Source organism: Butyricicoccus sp. AF18-9LB (assembly GCF_027684505.1).
GTDB classification, from domain to species: Bacteria; Bacillota; Clostridia; order Oscillospirales; family Butyricicoccaceae; genus Agathobaculum; species Agathobaculum butyriciproducens.
This window is the reverse complement of record NZ_JAQCWA010000014.1, coordinates 49848-72159: the sequence shown is the minus strand read 5'-3', so window position 1 is coordinate 72159 and position 22312 is coordinate 49848. Positions and strand designations below refer to the sequence as shown.

The 22312-nt window shown below is 54.1% G+C and carries 14 protein-coding genes, 1 pseudogene and 1 riboswitch; of the genes and pseudogenes, 12 read left to right on the top strand and 3 right to left on the bottom strand.

Annotation, left to right across the window (positions count from 1 at the left end; translation table 11 throughout):
* Window positions 1-582 (bottom strand): annotated as a pseudogene (locus PGY33_RS09500) (sulfide/dihydroorotate dehydrogenase-like FAD/NAD-binding protein); the annotation flags it as partial.
* A 160-nt stretch (window positions 583-742) separates the two neighbouring features.
* The gene (locus tag PGY33_RS09495; RefSeq protein WP_117492425.1) at window positions 743-985 is read right to left on the bottom strand and encodes an SH3 domain-containing protein; all 243 of its coding nucleotides are present in this window, start codon (window positions 983-985) and stop codon (window positions 743-745) included.
* A gap of 394 nt (window positions 986-1379) precedes the next feature.
* Here PGY33_RS09495 and PGY33_RS09490 point away from each other — a divergent pair, with 394 nt between their 5' ends.
* The 11 genes from PGY33_RS09490 (at window position 1380) to PGY33_RS09440 (ending at window position 17699) form a co-directional block, all read left to right on the top strand.
* The gene (locus PGY33_RS09490) at window positions 1380-2189 is read left to right on the top strand and encodes a basic amino acid ABC transporter substrate-binding protein (protein ID WP_118480494.1); all 810 of its coding nucleotides are present in this window, start codon (window positions 1380-1382) and stop codon (window positions 2187-2189) included.
* Between the two features lie 84 nt (window positions 2190-2273).
* Window positions 2274-3056 carry an amino acid ABC transporter permease gene (locus PGY33_RS09485; RefSeq protein WP_442861183.1) on the top strand — a complete coding sequence of 261 codons (783 nt, stop codon included), beginning with the start codon at window positions 2274-2276 and terminating at the stop codon, window positions 3054-3056.
* Window positions 3043-3765 (top strand): amino acid ABC transporter ATP-binding protein, encoded by a 723-nt coding sequence (locus PGY33_RS09480; RefSeq protein ID WP_110436534.1) that lies wholly within the window; start codon window positions 3043-3045, stop codon window positions 3763-3765. The genes PGY33_RS09485 and PGY33_RS09480 overlap by 14 nt, the downstream gene beginning before the upstream one ends.
* Before the next feature lie 709 nt (window positions 3766-4474).
* The gene (gene rpoB / locus PGY33_RS09475; protein WP_118480496.1) at window positions 4475-8215 is read left to right on the top strand and encodes a DNA-directed RNA polymerase subunit beta; all 3741 of its coding nucleotides are present in this window, start codon (window positions 4475-4477) and stop codon (window positions 8213-8215) included.
* 53 nt (window positions 8216-8268) lie between these two features.
* The gene (rpoC, locus tag PGY33_RS09470) at window positions 8269-11802 is read left to right on the top strand and encodes a DNA-directed RNA polymerase subunit beta' (protein WP_270478385.1); all 3534 of its coding nucleotides are present in this window, start codon (window positions 8269-8271) and stop codon (window positions 11800-11802) included.
* A gap of 584 nt (window positions 11803-12386) precedes the next feature.
* A complete protein-coding gene (locus tag PGY33_RS09465) occupies window positions 12387-12629 on the top strand; it encodes a ribosomal L7Ae/L30e/S12e/Gadd45 family protein (RefSeq protein ID WP_110436537.1) in 243 nt (80 codons plus the stop codon).
* 66 nt (window positions 12630-12695) lie between these two features.
* A complete protein-coding gene (gene rpsL, locus PGY33_RS09460; protein ID WP_110436538.1) occupies window positions 12696-13115 on the top strand; it encodes a 30S ribosomal protein S12 in 420 nt (139 codons plus the stop codon).
* A 340-nt stretch (window positions 13116-13455) separates the two neighbouring features.
* On the top strand, window positions 13456-13926 hold the full coding sequence (gene rpsG / locus PGY33_RS09455) for a 30S ribosomal protein S7 (protein ID WP_181967828.1): 471 nt from the start codon (window positions 13456-13458) through the stop codon (window positions 13924-13926).
* Window positions 13927-13965: 39 nt separating this feature from the next.
* Window positions 13966-16071, top strand: coding sequence for an elongation factor G (gene fusA / locus PGY33_RS09450; protein ID WP_118360477.1), 2106 nt, complete (start codon window positions 13966-13968; stop codon window positions 16069-16071).
* A gap of 91 nt (window positions 16072-16162) precedes the next feature.
* Entirely contained in the window at window positions 16163-17365 is a 1203-nt protein-coding gene (tuf, locus tag PGY33_RS09445; RefSeq protein ID WP_270478384.1) for an elongation factor Tu, read from the top strand.
* A 115-nt stretch (window positions 17366-17480) separates the two neighbouring features.
* The gene (locus PGY33_RS09440; RefSeq protein ID WP_118480504.1) at window positions 17481-17699 is read left to right on the top strand and encodes a hypothetical protein; all 219 of its coding nucleotides are present in this window, start codon (window positions 17481-17483) and stop codon (window positions 17697-17699) included.
* Between the two features lie 147 nt (window positions 17700-17846).
* Here PGY33_RS09440 and PGY33_RS09435 read toward each other — a convergent pair whose 3' ends face one another.
* Window positions 17847-19022 carry a tyrosine-type recombinase/integrase gene (locus PGY33_RS09435; RefSeq protein WP_118480506.1) on the bottom strand — a complete coding sequence of 392 codons (1176 nt, stop codon included), beginning with the start codon at window positions 19020-19022 and terminating at the stop codon, window positions 17847-17849.
* Window positions 19023-20076: 1054 nt separating this feature from the next.
* A riboswitch (cyclic di-GMP riboswitch) is annotated at window positions 20077-20168 on the top strand.
* Between the two features lie 109 nt (window positions 20169-20277).
* Here PGY33_RS09435 and PGY33_RS09430 point away from each other — a divergent pair.
* Window positions 20278-22299 carry an S-layer homology domain-containing protein gene (locus PGY33_RS09430; RefSeq protein ID WP_270478383.1) on the top strand — a complete coding sequence of 674 codons (2022 nt, stop codon included), beginning with the start codon at window positions 20278-20280 and terminating at the stop codon, window positions 22297-22299.
* Window positions 22300-22312: the final 13 nt, after the last annotated feature.

Genomic DNA, 22312 nt, shown 5'->3' with positions numbered 1-22312 from the left:
CAGACAAACTTCATCATGATCATCGGGCCGATGGCAATAACGGCATCGTACTGGTTGCCCGCGTCAATCAGCTCCTTGAGCACTTGCGTAACCAAAGCCTTGCGGCCGTTCGAGCCGTCGTCGGTCACGATGTGCATAGGCGTTCTTCATCTCGTCCTCGAGGATGATGATGTCCTTGCTGCGGAAACCGGCGATCAGGTCAACCTCAGCGCCCATTTCATGCAGCTTCTTGGCCTGCGGATATGCGATAGCGCAGCCCAGGCCGCCGCCGACAACAGCGACCTTCTTGAGACCCTCGAGCTCGCTCTCCTTGCCGAGCGGACCGACAAAATCATGCAGGCAGTCGCCCTCGTTCAGCGCGCCGAGCGCCATCGTCGTTGCGCCGACCTCCTGGAAAATGATCGTGACGGAACCCTTTTCGCGGTCAAAATCTGCGATTGTGAGCGGAATACGCTCGCCTTCTGCGCTGACACGCAGGATGATGAACTGACCCGGCTCTGCCTTGCGGGCAACGTGCGGTGCCTCGATCACCATCAGCTTGGTGTTTGCGTTCAGCGTTTGCTTTTTCAAAATCTGATACACTCTTTTTCGTACCTCCTTGCGATTGTCGCATCGAACATTTTACATTATACTGTATCGCTTTAAGCAACGCAAGTGAAAATGAAAAATCAGCAGTAAAAATGGGCAGAATCGATGAAAACACACCTTGTTTGTCAAAAAATTAACTGGTTTGACGAAAGCTTCACAAAGCCGGACGGCAGTAAAACAGCACAATGTCGCTTTTCGGAACCCAGCCGCAGGCTGTGCGCGTGCGTACATGACACCAGCCGTTCTGCTCGCACAGGATGAACAGGCGCGCACCGCTTGCTGCACTGCCGACAATCGGCGCGGAGCGAACCGGATCGGAGTGCAACAGGAGAAGTGCGCCGCGCGGCTCGGCGCAGGCCGTGCGAAACGCAGGCGATACATATATAACAGGGGACATAGGGCACCTCCTTGTGGTTAATGCAGACTATGCTGCAAAAATGCAGAGCGTTAATTGGCAATTAAGGCAACACCGCACAATTAAGACTGCGGTGCTTTGCGGAAATTTTGTGTCCTGACTTTGTTGCAGTTTCACGGTAATACATCAAGTATTACCGCAAAACTGTGCCTCGTCAGTACGCAAAATTTACTCGCAAATCACTCTTGTTCAATTATGCGGTATTGCCTTAACGAATTACCGATGGCTTGTGTCATGATTACTGAAAAAATAAATGCTTTTCCATAGTTTTTTCGCTGAAATTTAGGTTGCATTATTATAGAACGCGCTGTATAATAATCAATATTAGAAAGAGATGCCCGTTTTGCACGGGTCAAATCGGAAGGAGTTAACACAAATGAAGAAGTTTTCCATTGCTATGCTGAGCATGGTACTGGCAGGTTCTATGCTGCTGACCGGCTGCGGCGGCTCCAAGACCGCTGATTCCAGCAGCGACGCACAGGATTCCACCACATCTACCTCTGCGGACGGCGGCACGCTGCGCATGGGTACTAACGCTACTTTCCCGCCGTACGAGTTCGTTGGCGACGACGGTAACGTACAGGGCATCGATGTGGACATTGCTGCTGCTATCGCTGACAAGCTGGGCATGAAGCTCGAGGTCACCGATATGGAGTTCGATTCCCTGATTCCGGCGCTGCAGAGCGACACCGTCGACGTGGCGCTGGCTGGCATGACCGTTACCCCGGATCGTCAGGAGAACGTAGATTTCTCGGATTCCTACGCAAAGGGCGTTCAGGTCATCATCGTTAAGGACGGTTCCGATATCGCTTCTCCGGATGATCTGGAGGGCAAGAACATCGGCGTTCAGACCGGCACCACCGGCGACATCTACTGCACCGGTGACTACGGTCAGGAGCATGTAAAGCAGTTCAACAACGGTCCGCTCGCAGTTGCTGCACTGGTAAATGATCAGATCGACTGCGTTGTTATCGACCAGGAGCCGGCTAAGAACTATGTTGCTGCAAACAGCGGCCTCAAGATCCTCGACACCGCTTACGCTGACGAGGATTACGCGATCGCTATCAAGAAGGGCAACACCGAGCTGCTCGACAAGGTAAACGGCGCTCTGAAGGAGCTCGAGGGTGACGGCACCCTGCAGTCCATCGTCGACAAGTATATCAGCGCTGACTCCGCAGCACAGTAAATCAACAAACGCGTACAAAGGAAGAGGGACGGTTCAGCGCCGCCCCTCTTTTGCAGTAAAATGAAAAGAAAGAGGGGATGACCTGTGAACGGTATTACAATGGACCAGTGGCTGAAAATTGTACCGGATTCGGTTGTCAATCTGCCGGAGGGTCTGCGGAACCTGCTGTTCCAGCTGTACCAGACCTTTATCGCAGCGGACCGCTGGAAATGGTTCCTGAACGGTCTGAAAATCACATTTGCGGTCACGATCGGTGCACTGATCCTCGGTGTTATCATCGGTCTGCTGATCGCTATAGTCCGCACGGCGCATGATTCCCGCCGCATGGGCAAAAGCAACATCATTCTGAGCATTCTCAACGCAATCTGCAAGCTGTATCTGACCGTCATCCGCGGTACGCCTATGATGGTTCAGCTGCTGATCATGGGCTTTGTTATCATGGTGCCTAAGGATGATACAGCGCGTCTGGTGTGCGGCATCGTTACACTGGGCATCAACTCGGGCGCGTATGTTGCCGAGATCGTGCGCGGCGGTCTGATGTCGGTCAATCCGGGTCAGATGGAGGCCGGCCGTTCGCTCGGCCTGAACTATGCACAGACCATGCGCCTGATCGTCATTCCGCAGGCGATCAAGAACATTCTTCCGGCACTCGGCAATGAGATGATCACCCTGCTGAAGGATACCTCGCTCGTGTCGGTCATCGCGCTGCGCGACGTGACCAAGCAGGCACAGAATATTGTGTCCAATACCTATCAGGCCTATGTGCCGTATGTCAGCCTTGCGATCATCTATCTGGTGCTCGTTATCATCCTGACCAAGCTGCTCGGCATTTTTGAGAGGAGGCTGCGCGAAAGTGATCGACGTTAAAAACCTGCACAAATCCTTTGGCAACCATGAGGTGCTCAAGGGTGTCAACGAGCATATCGAGAAGGGCGAGAAGGTCGTAGTCATCGGCCCGTCCGGCTCGGGTAAGTCCACCTTTCTGCGCTGTCTGAACCTGCTCGAGGAGCCGACCGGCGGCGAAATTATCTTCGAGGGACAGAACATCACCGCCAAGGACACGGATATCAATCTGGTGCGCCGCCGTATGGGCATGGTGTTCCAGCAGTTCAACCTGTTCCCGCACCTGACCGTGCGCGAGAATATCAAGCTGGCACCGGTCAAGCTCAAGGTCATGACCGATGAAGAGGCGGACAAGCGTGCGCTCGAGCTGCTTGCGCGTGTCGGTCTGCCGGACAAGGCGGACAGCTATCCGGCGCAGCTTTCTGGCGGTCAGCAGCAGCGTATCGCCATCGCGCGCGCGCTGGCAATGAATCCGGATGTGATGCTGTTCGACGAGCCGACCTCGGCGCTCGACCCGGAAATGGTCGGCGAGGTTCTGGAAATCATGAAGGAGCTGGCTGATGACGGCATGACCATGGTTGTTGTTACCCACGAGATGGGCTTTGCCCGCGAGGTTGCAACGCGCGTGCTGTTCATGGACGGCGGCAATATCGTAGAGCAGAACGAGCCGAAGGAGTTCTTCGCAAATCCGCAGCATCCGAGACTGAAGGATTTTCTGTCGAAGGTGCTCTAAGCAAATAAAAAGGACGCGTGAGCGTCCTTTTTTATTTGCCTGAAATGGAGAATGGAGAATGCCGCTGTCGTTGCGGAGGCTCTGTTCGTGCTGCGGCCGTGAGGGTTTGCCATTTGCATGATTCTAATACAATGAACATGAATGTTGCTGCAGGGTGCGCCGACTCGGCGCACCGTATTAAACGAGTTGGCATACGCGAAATCGTAGGGGAGCACATTGTGCTCCCGTGCAACGACAAATCAAACGGTTCGTGGGCGAACAATGTTCGCCCCTACGGGATGATTGGTGCAAACCGGATACAAGCGGTGCGCCGAGTCGGCGCACCCTACGATATAACGGGTTTTTAACGATTTATCCCTCGAATCAGTTGCAGACGTATAATCGCAGGGCACATTGTGCTCCCACGCAAAGCGAAACAGTCATATTCTTTCCAATCTGCACTCTGAGGATAATTCTCCATTCTGTTGCCAGAAAACAAAAAAGAAAGGCAGAAGAAAACTTCTGCCTTTTTGTACAAAAATATACTTGACATTCTGTGAAAAATCATGGTATAATAAAACGCTTTATAAAATCGGGTACATTATCCGATTCCTAAGTATATGTTAGCACGGTCTGCAAGAAATTGCAAGACCAAGAGCAATATTTTCGCAACGCCGCCGGGCGTATCAACCAACACCAACAGCCGAAAGAAACGGAGTGATCAAAGCACATGAAGGTGAAAGACGTACAGCACGGCAAAACCACACGAAAGAGCTTTGCACGAATCGAAGAGATTCTCGAAATGCCGAATCTCATCGAGGTGCAGAAGAAGTCTTACGAATGGTTCCTGGATCAGGGCCTGCGTGAGGTTTTTGACGATACCGCGTCCATCACGGACTACACCGGAAATCTGGAGCTTTCCTTCCTCGATTTTTCGATGGACGAGGAGCCGAAGTACAGCATTGAGGAGTGCAAGGCACGAGATGCAACGTATGCAACTCCGCTGAAGGTCCGCATGCGTCTGCGCAACAAGGAGACCGGTGAGATCAAGGAGCAGGAGATCTTCATGGGTGACTTCCCGAAGATGACCCACGCTGCTACCTTCATCATCAACGGTGCAGAACGCGCGATCGTATCTCAGCTCGTTCGTTCCCCGGGCGTATACTACGGCAAGGAGCTTGACAAGACCGACAAGGTTCTGCTCTCCGCTACCGTAATCCCGTACCGCGGCGCATGGCTCGAGTACGAGACCGATGCAAACGACGTTTTCTACGTTCGCATTGATAAAAACCGCAAGATTCCGATCACCAGCTTCATCCGTGCCATCGGTGTTAAGACCGATGCCGAGATCAAGGAGCTGTTCGGTGAGGATCCGCTGATCGTTGCAACCCTCGACAAGGACCCGGCGCACACCGCCGAGGAAGCCCTCATCGAGATCTACAAGAAGATGCGTCCGGGCGAGCCGCCCTCTGTGGAGTCGGCTACCTCTCTGATGGACGCCATGTTCTTCGATATGCGCCGCTACGACATTTCCGCAGTCGGCCGCTACAAGTACAACAAGAAGCTGAACATCGCACGCCGCATCACCGGCCACAAGCTGGTAAATGCAGTCGCTGACCCGATGACCGGCGAGGTTCTGGCAGAGGACGGCGAGGTTCTCTCCCGCGAGAAGGCAACCATGATGGCTGCCCGCGGCGTAAACAGCGTTGTGATCGAGTCTGCCGAGGGCACTGCCGTTAAGGTATTCGGCAACGGCATGGTAGACGTAAACGATTTCTCCGACTACCTCGGCGGCGCAACCGCAGAGGATCTGGGCCTCAAGGAGAAGGTTCGCTTCACCGTCCTCAAGGAGATCATCGACTCCGGCGTACAGGGCGACGAGCTGAAGAAGACCGTGAAGGAGCGTCACTTCGATCTGATTCCGAAGACCATCATCGTTGATGATATGCTCGCTTCCATCTGCTATCTGCTCAACCTCGGTCACGGCATCGGCACGGTTGACGATATCGACCATCTGGGCAACCGCCGTCTGCGCTGCGTAGGCGAGCTGCTGCAGAACCAGTTCCGCATCGGCTTCTCCCGCATGGAGCGTGTTATCCGTGAGCGCATGACCATTCAGGACCTCGACGTGGTTACGCCGCAGTCTCTGATCAACATCCGTCCGGTAACCGCAGCCATCAAGGAGTTCTTCGGTTCTTCTCCGCTTTCGCAGTTCATGGACCAGAACAACCCGCTGGCTGAGCTGACGCACAAGCGCCGTATGTCCGCCCTCGGTCCCGGCGGTCTGTCCCGTGACCGTGCATCCTTCGAGGTTCGAGACGTACACTACTCGCATTACGGCCGTCTGTGCCCGATCGAGACCCCTGAAGGTCCTAACATCGGCCTGATCTCCTATCTGGCAACCTACGCACGCATCAACGACTTCGGCTTTATCGAGGCGCCGTACCGCGTTATCGAAAAGACCAAGGACGAGGAAACCGGCGAGGTCCGCTGCCACGTTACCGACGAGGTTCGCTACATGACCGCGGACGTCGAGGACGAGTACATCGTCTGCCAGGCTACCGAGCCGCTCGACGAGAACAACAACCTCGTAAACGACCGTGTAACCTGCCGTATGCGCGACGAGTTCGTCGAGGTAGATCGCAAGGACGTTGACCTGATGGACGTTTCTCCGCGCATGATGATCTCGGTTGCTACCGCATTCATCCCGTTCCTCGACCATGACGACGCAAACCGCGCACTGATGGGCGCGAACATGCAGCGTCAGGCCGTACCGCTGCTCCGCACCGAGGCTCCGGTCGTTGCAACCGGCATGGAGTACAAGGCAGCTGTTGACTCCGGTACGATTCCGCTGGCAGAGGGTGACGGCGTTGTTACCCGCGTAACCGCCCGCGAGGTTTGCGTACACTATGACAACGGCACCGACAAGACCTATCCGCTGACCAAGTTCATGCGTTCCAACCAGTCCACCTGTATCAACATGCGTCCGATCGTTGATCTGGGCGAGCGTGTCAAGGCAGGCGACGTTCTGTCCGACGGCCCGTCTACCGATCAGGGCGAGGTTGCACTGGGCAAGAATGCCCTCATCGGCTTCATGACCTGGGAAGGCTACAACTACGAGGACGCCGTACTGCTGAACGAGCGTCTGGTACGCGACGATGTTTACACCTCCATCCATATCGAGGAGTACGAGTCCGAATCCCGTGATACCAAGCTCGGACCTGAGGAGATCACCCGTGATATCCCGAACGTCGGCGAGGACGCACTCCGCAACCTCGACGAGCGCGGCATCATCCGTGTCGGCGCTGAGGTTCATGCCGGCGACATCCTGGTCGGCAAGGTTACCCCGAAGGGCGAGACCGAGCTGACCGCAGAGGAGCGCCTGCTCCGTGCGATCTTCGGTGAGAAGGCCCGCGAGGTTCGTGATACCTCTCTGCGTGCGCCGCACGGCGAATCCGGTATCGTTGTAGACGTTAAGGTATTTACCCGCGAGAACGGCGACGAGCTGTCTCCCGGTGTCAACATGGTCGTCCGCGTTTATATCGCGCAGAAGCGCAAGATCTCTGTCGGCGATAAGATGGCAGGCCGTCATGGTAACAAGGGTGTCGTTTCCCGCATTCTGCCGCAGGAGGATATGCCGTTCCTGGAGGATGGCCGTCCGCTCGACATCGTACTGAACCCGTTGGGCGTACCGTCCCGAATGAACATCGGTCAGGTGCTCGAGGTTCACCTTGGCTTCGCAGCCAAGAAGCTCGGCTGGAAGGTCGAGACCCCGGTATTCGACGGCGCAACGCTCGAGGATATCAAGGAGACGCTGGTTGCAGCAGGCGTTAACGAGGACGGCAAGAGCGTCGTATACGACGGCCGTACCGGTGAGAAGTTCGATAACCGCGTAACCGTTGGTTATATGTACTACCTCAAGCTGCATCATCTGGTAGACGATAAGATCCATGCCCGTTCGACCGGCCCGTACTCGCTCGTAACCCAGCAGCCTCTGGGCGGCAAGGCGCAGTTCGGCGGCCAGCGCTTCGGCGAGATGGAAGTTTGGGCGCTGGAAGCATACGGCGCCGCATATACCCTGCAGGAGATCCTGACCGTCAAGTCCGACGATATCACCGGCCGTGTCAAGACCTACGAGGCGATCGTCAAGGGTCACAACGTACCGCAGCCGGGCGTTCCGGAATCCTTCAAGGTACTCACCAAGGAGCTGCAGGCTCTGTGTCTGGATATTCAGGTTCTGGACGAGAACATGGAAGTGATCGAGCTGTCTGAGGACGACGACGAGGAGACCGCTGAGTACACCCGTCCGATGGAGCAGGCTGTCTCCGGCGCGGATGACGAGTTCACCGCAGCAGGCTTCGGCATCAACGATGCCGAGGAAGGCGACACCGATCTCTTTGCACTGGATAACCCCGCCGAGGATGGCGGTGACGATGCCGAAGGTGATTTCGACGACGGTCTGGGCGAATAAGGCTGAGCGTAAGTGAAATCATCTGTGAATAGGGAAGGAGCATCTTAAAATATATGGGATATCATACGTTTAACGCCATTAAGATCGGTCTGGCTTCGCCCGAGCTGATCCGCCAGTGGTCTTACGGCGAGGTAAAGAAGCCCGAAACCATTAACTACCGTACGCTCAAGCCGGAACGCGATGGCCTGTTCTGCGAGCGTATCTTTGGACCGACCAAGGACTGGGAGTGCCACTGCGGCAAGTACAAGAAGGTCCGCTTCAAGGGCAAGATCTGCGACAAGTGCGGCGTTGAGGTCACCAAGGCCAAGGTCCGCCGCGAGCGCATGGGCCACATTGAGCTGGCAGCGCCGGTATCGCACATCTGGTACTTCAAGGGCATCCCGTCCCGCATGGGCCTGATCCTTGATATCAGCCCGCGTGTGCTGGAGAAGGTCCTGTACTTTGCGAACTATATCGTAATCGATCCGGGCGACACGCCGCTGATGAAGAAGCAGATCCTGACCGAGGCTGAGTACCGCGACATGCGTGAAAAGTACGACGAGGACTTCCGTGCCGGCATGGGCGCGGAGTCCATCAAGGAGCTGCTCGCGGAGCTGGACCTCGACCAGCTCTCCAAGGAGCTGACCGCAGAGCTGCGTGAGGCTTCCGGCCAGAAGCGCCTGCGCATCATCAAGCGACTGGAGGTTGTAGAATCCTTCCGTCTGTCGCACAACCGCCCGGAGTGGATGATCATGGACGTTGTTCCGGTCATCCCGCCGGAAATCCGCCCGATGGTACAGCTGGACGGCGGCCGCTTCGCAACGAGCGACCTGAACGACCTGTACCGTCGCGTGATCAACCGCAACAACCGTCTCAAGCGTCTGCTCGAGCTGGGTGCGCCGGATATCATCGTGCGCAACGAGAAGCGCATGCTGCAGGAGGCTGTTGACGCCCTGATTGATAACGGCCGCCGCGGCCGTCCGGTCACCGGCCCGAACAACCGTGCACTCAAGTCCCTGTCCGACATGCTGAAGGGCAAGCAGGGCCGCTTCCGTCAGAACCTGCTCGGCAAGCGAGTTGACTACTCCGGCCGTTCGGTTATCGTCGTAGGCCCGGATCTGAAGATCTATCAGTGCGGTCTGCCGAAGGAAATGGCACTCGAGCTGTTCAAGCCGTTCGTTATGAAGAAGCTGGTTGAGGACGGCACCGCACAGAACATCAAGTCCGCCAAGAAGATGGTAGAGCGCGCAAAGCCCGAGGTATGGGACGTGCTCGAGGGCATCATCAAGGGTCATCCGGTTATGCTGAACCGTGCACCGACCCTGCACCGTCTGGGCATTCAGGCGTTCGAGCCGGTCCTCGTAGAAGGCCGTGCGATCCGCCTGCATCCGCTGGTATGTACCGCATTCAACGCCGACTTCGACGGCGACCAGATGGCAGTTCACGTTCCGCTGTCCGCAGAGGCACAGGCTGAGGCCCGCCTGCTGATGCTGTCCGCGAACAACCTGCTCAAGCCGCAGGACGGCAAGCCGGTTACCATTCCGTCTCAGGATATGGTCCTCGGCTCCTACTACCTGACCATCGACCGCGATACCGAGCCGGGTGCCGGCAAGGTATTCCGCAACGTGGACGAGGCGCTGATGGCGTACAACGAGGGTATCGTTGGCATTCATGCGCCGATCAAGGTACGTCTGTCCAAGGAAGTAAACGGCAAGACCGAGTCCGCTATCGTAGACGCGACCCCGGGCCGTCTGATCTTCAACGAGCGCATCCCGCAGGACCTTGGCTTTGTTGACCGCTCGGATCCGTCCAAGAAGTTTGATCTTGAGATCATGTTCACCTGCGGCAAGAAGGAGCTTGGCAAGATCATTGACAAGTGTATCCGCGTGCATGGCTTCCATATCACCGCTGAGGTGCTCGACTCCATCAAGGCGATGGGCTACAAGTACTCCACCAAGGGTGCGCTGACCGTAGCCGTAGCCGACATGCTCGTGCCGGACGGCAAGGACGAGATGATCCGCGAGTCCGAGAAGAAGGTTGCCAAGATCGACCGCAAGTACAAGCGCGGCTTTATCACCGATCAGGAGCGCTACCGTCTGACCGTAGCCGAGTGGGAAGAAACCACCAAGAAGGTTACCGCAAAGCTGCAGGCCAACATGAAGGAGCAGCGCTACAACCCGATTCACATGATGGCGGATTCCGGTGCCCGTGGTTCTATCAACCAGATCCGTCAGCTGGCCGGTATGCGAGGCCTGATGGCATCCGCCTCCGGTAAGACCATCGAAATCCCGATCAAGTCCAACTTCCGTGAAGGCCTGACCGTACTCGAATACTTCATCGCTGCCCGCGGCGCTCGAAAGGGCATGGCCGATACCGCACTGCGTACCGCTGACTCGGGTTACCTGACCCGCCGTCTGGTAGACGTTTCTCAGGACGTTATCATCCGCGAGGACGACTGCGGCGCAACCAAGGGTATCTGGGTAGAGGATATCAAGGAAGGCAACCAGATCATCGAGCCGCTGCGCGAGCGTCTGCTCGGCCGCTTCCCGGTTGACGATATCGTAAATCCGGAGACCGGCGAGGTTATCGTACCGAAGATCAAGATGATGACCGAGGCTGACGCCGATGCGGTTGTCGGCGCAGGCATCACCCGCGTTCAGATCCGCTCCGTGCTCGAGTGCCGTGCCCGCAAGGGTGTCTGCGCGCACTGCTACGGCATCAACCTGGCAATGGGCACGCCGGTCGGCAAGGGCGAGGCTGTCGGTATCATCGCAGCACAGTCCATCGGCGAGCCGGGTACCCAGCTTACCATGCGTACCTTCCATACCGGCGGTGTCGCAGGTTCGGATATTACGCAGGGTCTTCCGCGAGTTGAGGAGCTGTTCGAGGCCCGCAAGCCGAAGAAGGCTGCAACGCTTGCCGAGATCGGCGGCGTGGTCTCCATCGAGGAGTCCAAGCGCACCACCGTCAAGACCGTCAACATCGTCAACCCGCAGACCGGCGATATGCGTTCCTACCAGCTGGCTTCGTCCTCCGGTATCCGCGTAACCGACGGTCAGGAGATTCCGCAGGGCTTCCAGCTGAACGAAGGCTCGCTCAACCCGCATGACATTCTGCGTATCCTCGATCCTCGCGCCGTTCACGACTACGAGATCAAGGAAGTTCAGAAGGTTTACCGTCAGCAGGGCGTAGATATCAACGATAAGCATATCGAGGTTATCGTTCGTCAGATGATGCGCAAGGTTCGCGTTGAGGACGCAGGCGACGCTGAGGTTCTGCCGGGCTCTGTTATGGACTGGCTCGAGTTCGAGGATTACAACAACAAGGTGCAGGCACGCATCGACGCCGGCGAGGAAGGTCTCCGTCTGGCTGTTGCGGAGCCGACCCTCATGGGTATCACCAAGGCATCCCTCGCAACCGATTCCTGGATGTCCGCTGCATCCTTCCAGGAGACCACCCGCGTGCTGACCGACGCCGCAATCAAGGGCAAGGTCGATCCGCTGATGGGTCTGAAGGAGAACGTAATCATCGGCAAGCTGATTCCGGCTGGCTCGGGTGTGTCCGATTACTGCACCGGTCACTACGAGCAGACTGTAAATCTCGACTGATTTGTAGAAAGTCGAAAACGCTGTATAGATTAAACAAAACAGGGGAACACTGTAAGGTGTTCTCCTGTTTTTGCTTGTGCCGAATGGAAAATTGAGAATGGAGAATTATCGAAAGAGTGGAAATTGCGCAGAGATAAGCATAATATCAGAAAAAGTTCGCAGGTGCCGTCCGTCATAACGCGCAAACGAGTTGCGCGGCACGGTTGTCGCGCCCCGCGTAGAGTAGACCGCATGTGTAGCAGTACGGTATCCGACAATGCGAATATGCGGATACATGGGCGCACAAAGTGCGTCCTGCGGAAGAAAAAATCCTCTGGCGTTCCCTTATAGTCTCAGCTCTGCAAATTTCACCTTGCTATCTAAGGGAAAAGGGGAGATTCACAAGAGGGTGGAAAACCGTAGGTTGTCTATCCTCTTGTGCCCCCGCCGGGTAGGCGAGATTCCCTCGCTTCGCAAGCGTCGATTTCCGCGAAAATCCTCTGGAAAAGAAATTTCTCGTAAAAAATAAAAAAATTCGAGAAAACACTTGACAACAAGGGGACAAACCCGTATACTATGGGAGTATGCCGTATAGGAGGAGTATTATGCTTTCAGAACTTCACACGGCGCACAAGGTGATCGGTGTAAAGCAGTCGAAAAAAGCGATTCGGGACGGCGCAGCCGCACAGGTCTTTGTTGCGCTGGACGCAGAAAAACGAGTCGTCGGACCGATTTATGAGCTTTGCAGTGAACACGGTATGGAAGTTACCGAGGTCACCACGATGACGGAGCTCGGCGATGCGGTCGGCATTGATGTCGGCGCGGCAGTAGTCGTAGTTCTGCACTGATTTTTCTTTGTTGAATTGCGCAAAACGCGCTTTTCATAAATATCTTTGAAAGAAGGAGGAAATAAAATGCCAACTTTTAACCAACTCGTCCGTAAGGGTCGTGAGGCAGTCGTTACCAAGTCTACGGCACCGGCTCTTCAGGTAGGCTACAACTCTCAGAAGAAGAAGGCTACCGATCAGTCCGCTCCGCAGAAGCGCGGCGTTTGCACCACGGTTAAGACCATGACCCCGAAGAAGCCGAACTCTGCTCTTCGTAAGGTAGCTCGTGTAAAGCTGACCAACCAGATGGAAGTTTCCGCTTACATCCCCGGTGAAGGCCACAACCTGCAGGAGCACTCTGTAGTTATGGTTCGCGGCGGTCGTGTAAAGGACCTTCCTGGTGTTCGTTACCACATCATCCGTGGTACTCTGGATACCCAGGGTGTTGCTAACCGTCGTCAGGCTCGTTCCAAGTACGGTGCTAAGCGCCCGAAGGCAGGCAAGTAATTTTTGAGCGGCGTCTGATCGCGCATCTCTGCGTTGCGCCCACACTTGCGTACTTTTGTACGCGGCGTGCGGGACGCGCCTTGACCTGCACGACCATACTTGCTCAAAACGCGAGTACATTATAATACAATGTGTACTGGCTGAAATTACTCCGCTAAGGAGCCAACCCACAAGGTTTTGCGAGAAAGTTATTTTTCAGCAAAGCAGCTATGCTTTGTCTGAGGCATTTTAGTTCCGATTGTATAAATCGGGCCTTTACCTCGGACAGGCATGAACAACGGCGGTCAAAGATCCGCCGAAGTACCTATGAAATCAAATATTTTTGAAGGAGGGAAGTAAAGTGCCAAGAAGAGGTAATGTCCCCAAGAGAGACGTTCTGCCCGATCCGCTTTATAATTCCAAGCTCGTCACCAAGCTGGTAAACTCTATCATGCTCGACGGCAAGAAGGGCGTTTCGCAGAAGGTTGTTTATGGTGCTTTCGATATCGTTCGTGAAAAGACCGGTCGTGAACCGCTGGAGGTTTTCACCGAGGCTATGGAAAACATCATGCCGACCCTGGAAGTTAAGGCTCGCCGTGTAGGCGGCGCTACCTACCAGGTGCCGATGGAAGTTCGCCCGGAGCGTCGTCAGACCCTGGGCCTGCGTTGGATCACCAAGTACTCCCGCGCTCGTTCTGAAAAGACCATGCGTGAGCGTCTGGCAGGCGAGATCCTGGACGCTTGCAACAATCTGGGCGGTGCTGTTAAGAAGCGCGAGGATACCCACAAGATGGCAGAGGCGAACAAGGCGTTCGCACACTACCGCTATTAATCTGTCGGTTTCCGCATAACGCTTTGAAAGGAGAGCAATATGCCTAGAGAATATTCCCTGGAAAGAACCAGAAATATCGGCATCATGGCGCACATCGACGCCGGTAAGACCACTACCACCGAGCGTATTCTGTATTACACCGGTGTAAACCATAAGATTGGCGATACCCACGACGGTACCGCTACCATGGACTGGATGGAGCAGGAGCAGGAGCGTGGTATCACCATCACCTCCGCAGCTACCACCTGCCACTGGTCCGGCTCTACTCATCAGTTCCCGGAGCATCGTATCAACATCATCGACACCCCGGGCCACGTTGACTTTACCGTAGAGGTAGAGCGCTCCCTGCGTGTACTGGACGGTTCCGTAACCGTATTCTGTGCAAAGGGCGGCGTAGAGCCGCAGTCTGAGACCGTTTGGCATCAGGCTGACAAGTACAAGGTTCCGCGTATGGCGTTCGTAAACAAGATGGACATCATGGGTGCTGACTTCTACAACGTAGTCGGCATGATGAAGGACCGTCTGAAGTGCAACGCTGTTCCGGTTCAGCTGCCGATCGGCTCTGAGGATACCTTCAAGGGTATCATCGACCTGATCACCATGCGCGCTGAGGTTTACTACGATGACCTCGGCAAGGATATCCGCGACGAGGATATTCCGGCTGACATGATGGAGAAGGCTCAGCAGTACCACGACGAACTGTGGGAGCATGTTGCTGAGCTCGACGAGGACCTCATGATGAAGTACCTCGAGGGCGAAGAGCTGACCATTCCGGAAGTTAAGGCTGCAATCCGCAAGGGCTGTATCGCCAACGAGATCGTTCCGGTACTCTGCGGCACCGCATACCGCAACAAGGGCGTACAGCCGCTGCTGGACGCTGTTATCGAATACATGCCGGCTCCGACCGACATCCCGGACATCAAGGGTGTAAACCCGCAGACCGACGAGGAGGATTCCCGTCCGTCTTCTGATGACGCGCCGTTCTCCGCGCTGGCGTTCAAGATCGCTACCGACCCGTTCGTTGGCCGTCTGACGTTCTTCCGCGTATACTCCGGCACCATCACCGCTGGTTCCTCCGTACTGAATGCTACCAAGGATCAGCGCGAGCGTCTGGGCCGTATTCTGCAGATGCACGCTAACCATCGTCAGGATATCGACTGCGTATATTCCGGCGATATCGCTGCGGGCATCGGCTTTAAGAACACCACCACCGGCGATACGCTGTGTGATGAGAAGCACCCGATCATCCTCGAGTCTATGGAGTTCCCGGACCCGGTTATCCGTGTTGCGATCGAGCCGAAGACCAAGGCTGGTCAGGAGAAGATGGGTATCGCGCTGGCTAAGCTGGCAGAAGAGGACCCGACCTTCAAGACCTACACCGATGAGGAAACCGGCCAGACCATTATCGCTGGTATGGGCGAGCTTCATCTGGAGATCATCGTTGACCGTCTGCTGCGCGAGTTCAAGGTAGAGGCTAACGTAGGTTCTCCTCAGGTTGCTTACAAGGAGACCATCCGCCGCTCCGCTGACGTTGATCAGAAGTACGCTCGTCAGTCCGGTGGTAAGGGCCAGTACGGCCATGTTAAGATCATCGTTGAGCCGAACGAGTCCGGCAAGGGCTACGAGTTCATCAACAAGATCGTTGGCGGTGCTATCCCGAAGGAATATATCGAGCCTGTTAATCAGGGTATCCAGGGCGCTATGCAGGCTGGTATCCTCGCAGGCTACCCGGTTGTTGACGTTAAGGTAACCCTGTATGATGGCTCTTACCACGAAGTCGACTCCTCTGAGATGGCGTTCAAGATCGCTGGTTCTATGGCGTTCAAGGAAGCTATGAAGAAGGCTGATCCGGTTCTGATGGAGCCGATCATGCAGGTTGACGTAATGGTACCGGAGGAGTACATGGGCGACGTTATCGGCGACCTGAACTCCCGTCGTGGTCAGATCCAGGGCATGGAGCCGCGCGGCGGCGTACAGGCTATCTCTGCCGGCGTTCCGCTGAGCGAGATGTTCGGTTACGCAACTGCTCTGCGTTCCCGCACCCAGGGCCGTGGCCAGTACACCATGCAGCCGAGCCACTACACTGAAGTGCCGAAGAGCATTCAGGAGAAGATCATCGACAACCGTAACAAAAACAACGACTAAAATCTGCTGCACCCTATTGCATTTTTTCTCGAAATGCAGTAAAATAAATGCAACATGACTTTTAATTCATTTTACGAGGAGGATATCCACAATGGCAAAGGAAAAATTTGACCGTTCTCTGCCGCACGTTAACATTGGCACCATCGGCCACGTTGACCACGGCAAGACCACTCTGACCGCTGCAATCACCAAGGTTCTGGCTCTCGAGGGCGATGCTGAGTATCAGGCATACGACGCAATCGACAAGGCTCCGGAGGAGAAGGAGCGCGGCATTACCATCAACACCGCACACGTTGAGTATCACACCGCTAACCGTCACTACGCTCACGTTGACTGCCCGGGCCATGCCGACTACGTTAAGAACATGATCACCGGCGCTGCTCAGATGGACGGTGCTATCCTGGTTGTATCCGCTGCTGACGGCCCGATGCCGCAGACCCGCGAGCACATCCTGCTGTCCCGTCAGGTAGGCGTTCCGTATATCGTTGTCTTCATGAACAAGGCTGATCAGGTAGACGACGAGGAGCTGCTCGACCTGGTTGAGATGGAGATCCGTGAGCTGCTGTCCTCTTACGATTTCCCGGGCGACGACGTTCCGGTAATCCGTGGCTCCGCTCTGAACGTTCTGACCTCTGACTCCACCGATCCGAACGCTCCGGAGTACAAGTGCATCCGCGACCTGATGGAAGCTGTTGACACCTATATCCCGACCCCGGACCGTGCTGCTGACAAGCCGTTCATCATGCCGGTCGAGGACGTATTCTCCATCACCGGTCGTGGTACCGTAGCTACCGGCCGTGTAGAGCGTGGCCAGCTGAAGATGGGCGAGGAAGTTGAGATCGTTGGTCTGATGGACGCTCCGCGCAAGACCGTTGTAACCGGTATCGAGATGTTCCGCAAGCTGCTCGACTACGCTGAAGCAGGCGACAACATCGGTGCTCTGCTCCGTGGTATCCAGAAGAACGAGGTTGAGCGCGGCCAGGTTCTGGCTAAGCCGGGCTCCATTCACCCGCACACCAAGTTCCACGGTCAGGTATACGTTCTGAAGAAGGAAGAGGGCGGCCGTCATACTCCGTTCTTCAACAACTACCGTCCGCAGTTCTACTTCCGTACCACCGACGTAACTGGCGTTATCACTCTGCCGGAAGGCACTGAGATGTGCATGCCGGGCGATAACGTTGAGATGGACGTTGAGCTGATCACCCCGATCGCTATCGAGGAAGGCCTGCGTTTCGCTATCCGTGAGGGTGGCCGCACCGTAGGTTCCGGCGTTGTAACCGCTATCAACGCTTAATTTCAGTTAAGCAATAGCATAACGCAATTTACAAGCTCCCATGCTTCGGCATGGGAGCTTTTTTGTGCGTAAAATCTTCTTTCCTGCGCATACTATGCGAGGGAGGGATGCAATTATGTCGGAAAAACACGAAAACCGCTATCAGCTACGGGCGGCCGAGAAGGCGTTCGAGTGGCTGCGCCGCAGCAAACCGGCAGTGGCCGCGAGGGAACAGGAAAAGATGAGCGAGGGTATCGCGCTGCCGCCCAATGAACGGGATTGCGGCACCGCCTGTTCCATGCAAGGCACCGATCGGGAAACGCTCAATGAGTGGTGCAAAGAACATGAAACCTGAAAAAGAGACGCGAAAGCGTCTCTTTTGAGGCTGTCGCGAAACTACAGTTTTCTTAACACTTTCCGAAATATCCACAGTATATCTACCGATTTCAACCTTTTGATTTGGTCGTGACACCAAAATGAAACCAAACGGATTTTAGATTTTTCAAATGGCTTCAAGAAGCTCTACTGCTGCAGCTTCTGCGGATTCCAACACATGAATATAGGTGTTATAAGTAACAGATATATTCGCGTGTCCGAGCCACTTGCTTACTACGGTAATCGGAATACCGGCGTTAAGTGCCTGTGTAGCAAAGGTGTGACGAAGCTGGTGAAGTGTGAACGGCTTGTCGATACCGGCATACGCCAATACGCGACGCAGAACACGGCGAAGCTGGTCGCTGCTCAGTGTTGTACCCTTGCGCGTTACCGCAACGGAATCGCTGACAATATCCATTTCACGATAGACAGCTTTCAGACTGTTCAAAGCGGCAATCGCTTTTGTGTTCAACGGCACAATGCGGTTGCCGCTTGCCGTTTTGGTACACTTAATCCGTGCTTTCTTATGCTTGATACGCACGCCGTCCTTGTCGCGGTCGTAGACCATCGACAGATTTTTGTTCACCGTAACAATTCTGCTTTCAAAATCAATGTCAGACCATTTGAGTGCTAAAAACTCACCGCACCGCAAACCGGTATGCACCAGAAAGACCAATGCGTGTGCCTGCATGATACAGGGTCTACCATTTTTATTTTTCATTTCTGCAATCCGTTCGACTGCCCGCACTTCGTCGCTTTCCAGCGCAACAATTTCGCGTTCCGGTTTAAAGGTCGCTTTCTTCGGCATCTTGACATTGTGCATAGGATTCCGTGAGAGATCGCCCTCAGAATGAGCATAAGAAAAAATTTCGGAAAGAATGATATAAATGATTTTGACAACAGTGAGCGAAAGCGTCTGACTCTTTTCAACAAGCAGTTTTTGCAACTGCTCACTGTGAATAGACGCAAGCTGCATTTTGCCAAACGCAGGCTTAATATGCGTCAAATAAGCACTTTCGTATTTGTCGAAGCTGCTGTCCTCAACCGAGTGCAGCTTGAAAGTGTATAACCACTGGTCGGCGTAATCACCGAAACGCCTGCTTGTGCTTTTGACAAGACCTTTTGCAGCGTCCTTTTTGAGTTCGCGCAGCTTGCGCTTTGCTTCGGATTCGCTCTTAGCGTACACAACACACGGTTTGAGCATATTCACGCTCTTATACTTTGCTACCCAGCGGCCGTCGTTTCGCTGGTATATACTGCCTTCTCCATACTTTCTTTTGGGTTTCTGTATTGCTGTAATCATCGTTTACTCCTTGTGTTTGTAACGGTGATGGCACAGCCAACAACGCTAATATTATATCATAACAATCATAAAATTGTAAGCGGCATATTTACACTCCATACTGCCGTGAACAGTTTATTCACGCTCGTATTCTTACACTTGCCGATTGACTTACGACACCTCTCACCCGAATCCTATTCTGCCGGTGGGGAGTATCCTTTTCCGCTGTTCTCGCCACGCCGGTAGCTGACCGGCTGTTTTATCGAAGCGGCTTGTCGGTTGCCCGACACGGAAAATTCGTTACAGATGGAGCTTTATTCAGTTGTCAAAGTCCAATTAACCTCCTGCTTTTTGCTATTCGGCCTGTCTGTGCATTGCGTTACTATGCATATTTGCTGACAAGCCATGTATCACCGAAACCAAAATTAAAGAAAGCTAAGATAAGTATGGAGTTTAGGCTTTCATCTTTGATTGGGATTCTATCATACCGTATATACAGAACAAAGTCAATCGGGGCAGAAATTGTTCACATTTGATTCATAATTAAACTTTGGTACACAGAAAAGTTGCAAAAATGCAATATTCTTGTCCTCGTAACACTTTGCAATCGAACATTTGTTGCATAGTCCTAAATCGGCAGTTTCGGCAAAGCAAAAGTGGTCAAATAATTGACCACTTTCCGTAAAAATATTTTGGTTTTCCCGACAATTCGGACAAATAAATTCCGAAACGCACCTGTACAGAACAGATGTACAGCGGCGCGTTAAGGGGGAGAGGAACGAAATCCGCGCCGCCCGCGTCTTTCCTCTCCCCCTGCTGCGGTTATGGATAACTCCCTTGCGGCAGTTACCCACAGCCGCAGCACCCCCTCACCATTCTCGCGGCGGCGAACGCAGAGAGAAATCTTTTGAAGTCTATAACAGTAGACCCTTTCCGACGTAAGCAGTCTGCAATTTTGAACAATTACTTGTTTAAGTACAAAAGGACTTTTGTTGAAATTGACAAAGTAATAATTGACAAATGCCAAGCAACTTAGTACAATTTAATTAACTAAAAACCCAAACTCTTAGGAGAATGGCAGAAATGGCAAAACAGAGGAAACTCTGCGGCGCAAAGCTATAGGGTCTAAACGATTGCTCTGCAATCGCATGACAGCCAGTTACCTAACCAGTCCCCGCATTTTAAGAAACAGCGCAATACTGTGTGGACTACTATCCATGCGGTACTGCGCCCTTTTTTAACTGTTTGGGCGCAAAAGAAAGGGAGCGATCGAAAAATGAAACGCACACGAATCAGCGTATTGCTTGTAATAGCCTTGCTGTTGCAGCTATACGCACCACTCACGGCAGGCGCAGCGGACTTTACGCCAAACCCACAGACGGAATATGCCAAACGGTTTATTGCCGCCTGTGATGGACAGACATGGTTCATCAATGAGATTGAGCGTCTTCTGAACGCACAGCAACGCACACTGGATACCATCACCGGAGCGGAAGACCTTGTAGAAATCAAGAGCATTGGTCTGAAAGGCCGAAACATCACCGGACATATACCGGCTGCAATCGGGGAACTTAGTGAATTGCGGTATCTGTTCCTCTCGGATAATCATTTGAGCGGAGATATTCCATCTGCGCTCTATACGCTCCCGAAATTGCAGAATGTGGATTTAGGCGGTAATGATTATGCAGGTGCGATTCCTTCCGAATTTGGCACAATGCCCGCATTGAAAACGCTGGTTCTCAAAGACAATCAGTACACCGGTACGATACCGGATACGATTTTGAGCAATACCCAGATTGAGGTGCTGAACCTCATGGGAAATCAGTTGACCGGCGGTTTTCCTGCGGCAGTTGCCGGTATGAGCAGTCTGAAATACTTGAACCTTTCAGAAAACGTTATCGGCGGCACGATTCCCGACCTGTCCGCGCTGACGAATCTTATCTCTCTTTCGGCGTGGCAATGCGGCATGACCGGCACGATTCCCGAAACGCTGTACTCGCTTTCCGGTTTGCAGATTTTAGACCTGTCCGAAAACAAGCTGGAAGGCGAAATCTCTGCCGGTATTGCTAATCTGGCAGGCTTGCAATATCTCGCGCTGGACACGAACCCTCTGCGCGGTGTATTACCGGACGCATTTACACAGACTGCGTTGACCGAGATTCATTTGGAAAACACTTATCTGCGCGGTTTAGTTCCTGCTACGCTCAAAGCACGTCATGACGCAGGCGCAAAGGTCTATCTGAACAATAACTACATGACCGGCGCTGTCTTGAAGGATATGCCGAACAACAGCGGTAACTTTACAGATGGTGCAGCAAGCGAACAGTATCAGCTTACCAGCACTCGTTCCACGGTTACGGTCAGCAAGGACGGCACGGTAAACCTGTATGCGCTGCTGCTGAACAAGTCGCTGACTACCGGCAGCACGGCAAAAGTGCTGCTTAGACCGGACGAGTATGTTGTCACCTTCGATGATACCAAGGTGCAGGTTACTGCGGATAGCAGCGGTATCTATGTGAAGGCATTGACGGATATTCCGCAGAATACGAATTTCAGTATCACAATCCAAATCAAGGACAACACCGGCTCTGAATACTCCAAGGTAAAGCTGACCCTCACTACCGATGTTACCAGCGGTGGCGGCGGCGGTATCGGCGGCGGCGGTATCGGCGGCGGTGGCGGCGGCACACCTGCAACGCCCAAGGCAGAACACAAGCTGTATATCAACGGCTTTACCGATGGTATGTTCCATGCCGAACGCAATATCACCCGCGAACAGACCGCGAAAATGCTGATTGACGCGCTGGAAAAGGAAATTGCCGAACCGGAGCAATCCTCGTATACCGATGTTGCCAACAACCGCTGGTCGTATCGCTGGGTAGAAGCAGCGTCCAAGGAAGGCTACATGGTAGGCTATAACGGCGGCGTGTTCAAACCGGAATTTGCAATCACTCGTGCAGAGATGGCAACAGCCTTGTCGCGTATCGCAGCGAAGGAAGGCTTGATTATGAACGGCAGTACCAAGACCTTCTCTGATGTGGCAGACGGCAAATGGTACAGCAGCTATATTCGTCAAGCGGTGCAGTACGGCTTAATCAGCGGCTATACGGACGGCACCTTCCGACCGGAGCAGTACATCACCCGCGCTGAAACCGTAACGATGATAAACCGTATGCTCGGCAGAAACTATGAAACGGCAACCGAACTGCACAGCATGGCTTGTCCGTTCCCCGATGTCAGCCAGAGCAACTGGGCGTATGGCAACATCATGGAAGCCGCTATCACGCACAAGCACTGATAGAAAGAATTAG

Bases quoted from the DNA above. Each gene is read 5' to 3' on its own strand.
- PGY33_RS09495 (WP_117492425.1), bottom strand. From the start codon at position 985: ATGTCCCCTGTTATATATGTATCGCCTGCGTTTCGCACGGCCTGCGCC.
- PGY33_RS09490 (WP_118480494.1), top strand. From the start codon at position 1,380: ATGAAGAAGTTTTCCATTGCTATGCTGAGCATGGTACTGGCAGGTTCT.
- rpoB (WP_118480496.1), top strand. From the start codon at position 4,475: ATGAAGGTGAAAGACGTACAGCACGGCAAAACCACACGAAAGAGCTTT.
- rpoC (WP_270478385.1), top strand. From the start codon at position 8,269: ATGGGATATCATACGTTTAACGCCATTAAGATCGGTCTGGCTTCGCCC.
- PGY33_RS09465 (WP_110436537.1), top strand. From the start codon at position 12,387: ATGCTTTCAGAACTTCACACGGCGCACAAGGTGATCGGTGTAAAGCAG.
- rpsL (WP_110436538.1), top strand. From the start codon at position 12,696: ATGCCAACTTTTAACCAACTCGTCCGTAAGGGTCGTGAGGCAGTCGTT.
- fusA (WP_118360477.1), top strand. From the start codon at position 13,966: ATGCCTAGAGAATATTCCCTGGAAAGAACCAGAAATATCGGCATCATG.
- tuf (WP_270478384.1), top strand. From the start codon at position 16,163: ATGGCAAAGGAAAAATTTGACCGTTCTCTGCCGCACGTTAACATTGGC.
- PGY33_RS09440 (WP_118480504.1), top strand. From the start codon at position 17,481: ATGTCGGAAAAACACGAAAACCGCTATCAGCTACGGGCGGCCGAGAAG.
- PGY33_RS09435 (WP_118480506.1), bottom strand. From the start codon at position 19,022: ATGATTACAGCAATACAGAAACCCAAAAGAAAGTATGGAGAAGGCAGT.
- PGY33_RS09430 (WP_270478383.1), top strand. From the start codon at position 20,278: ATGAAACGCACACGAATCAGCGTATTGCTTGTAATAGCCTTGCTGTTG.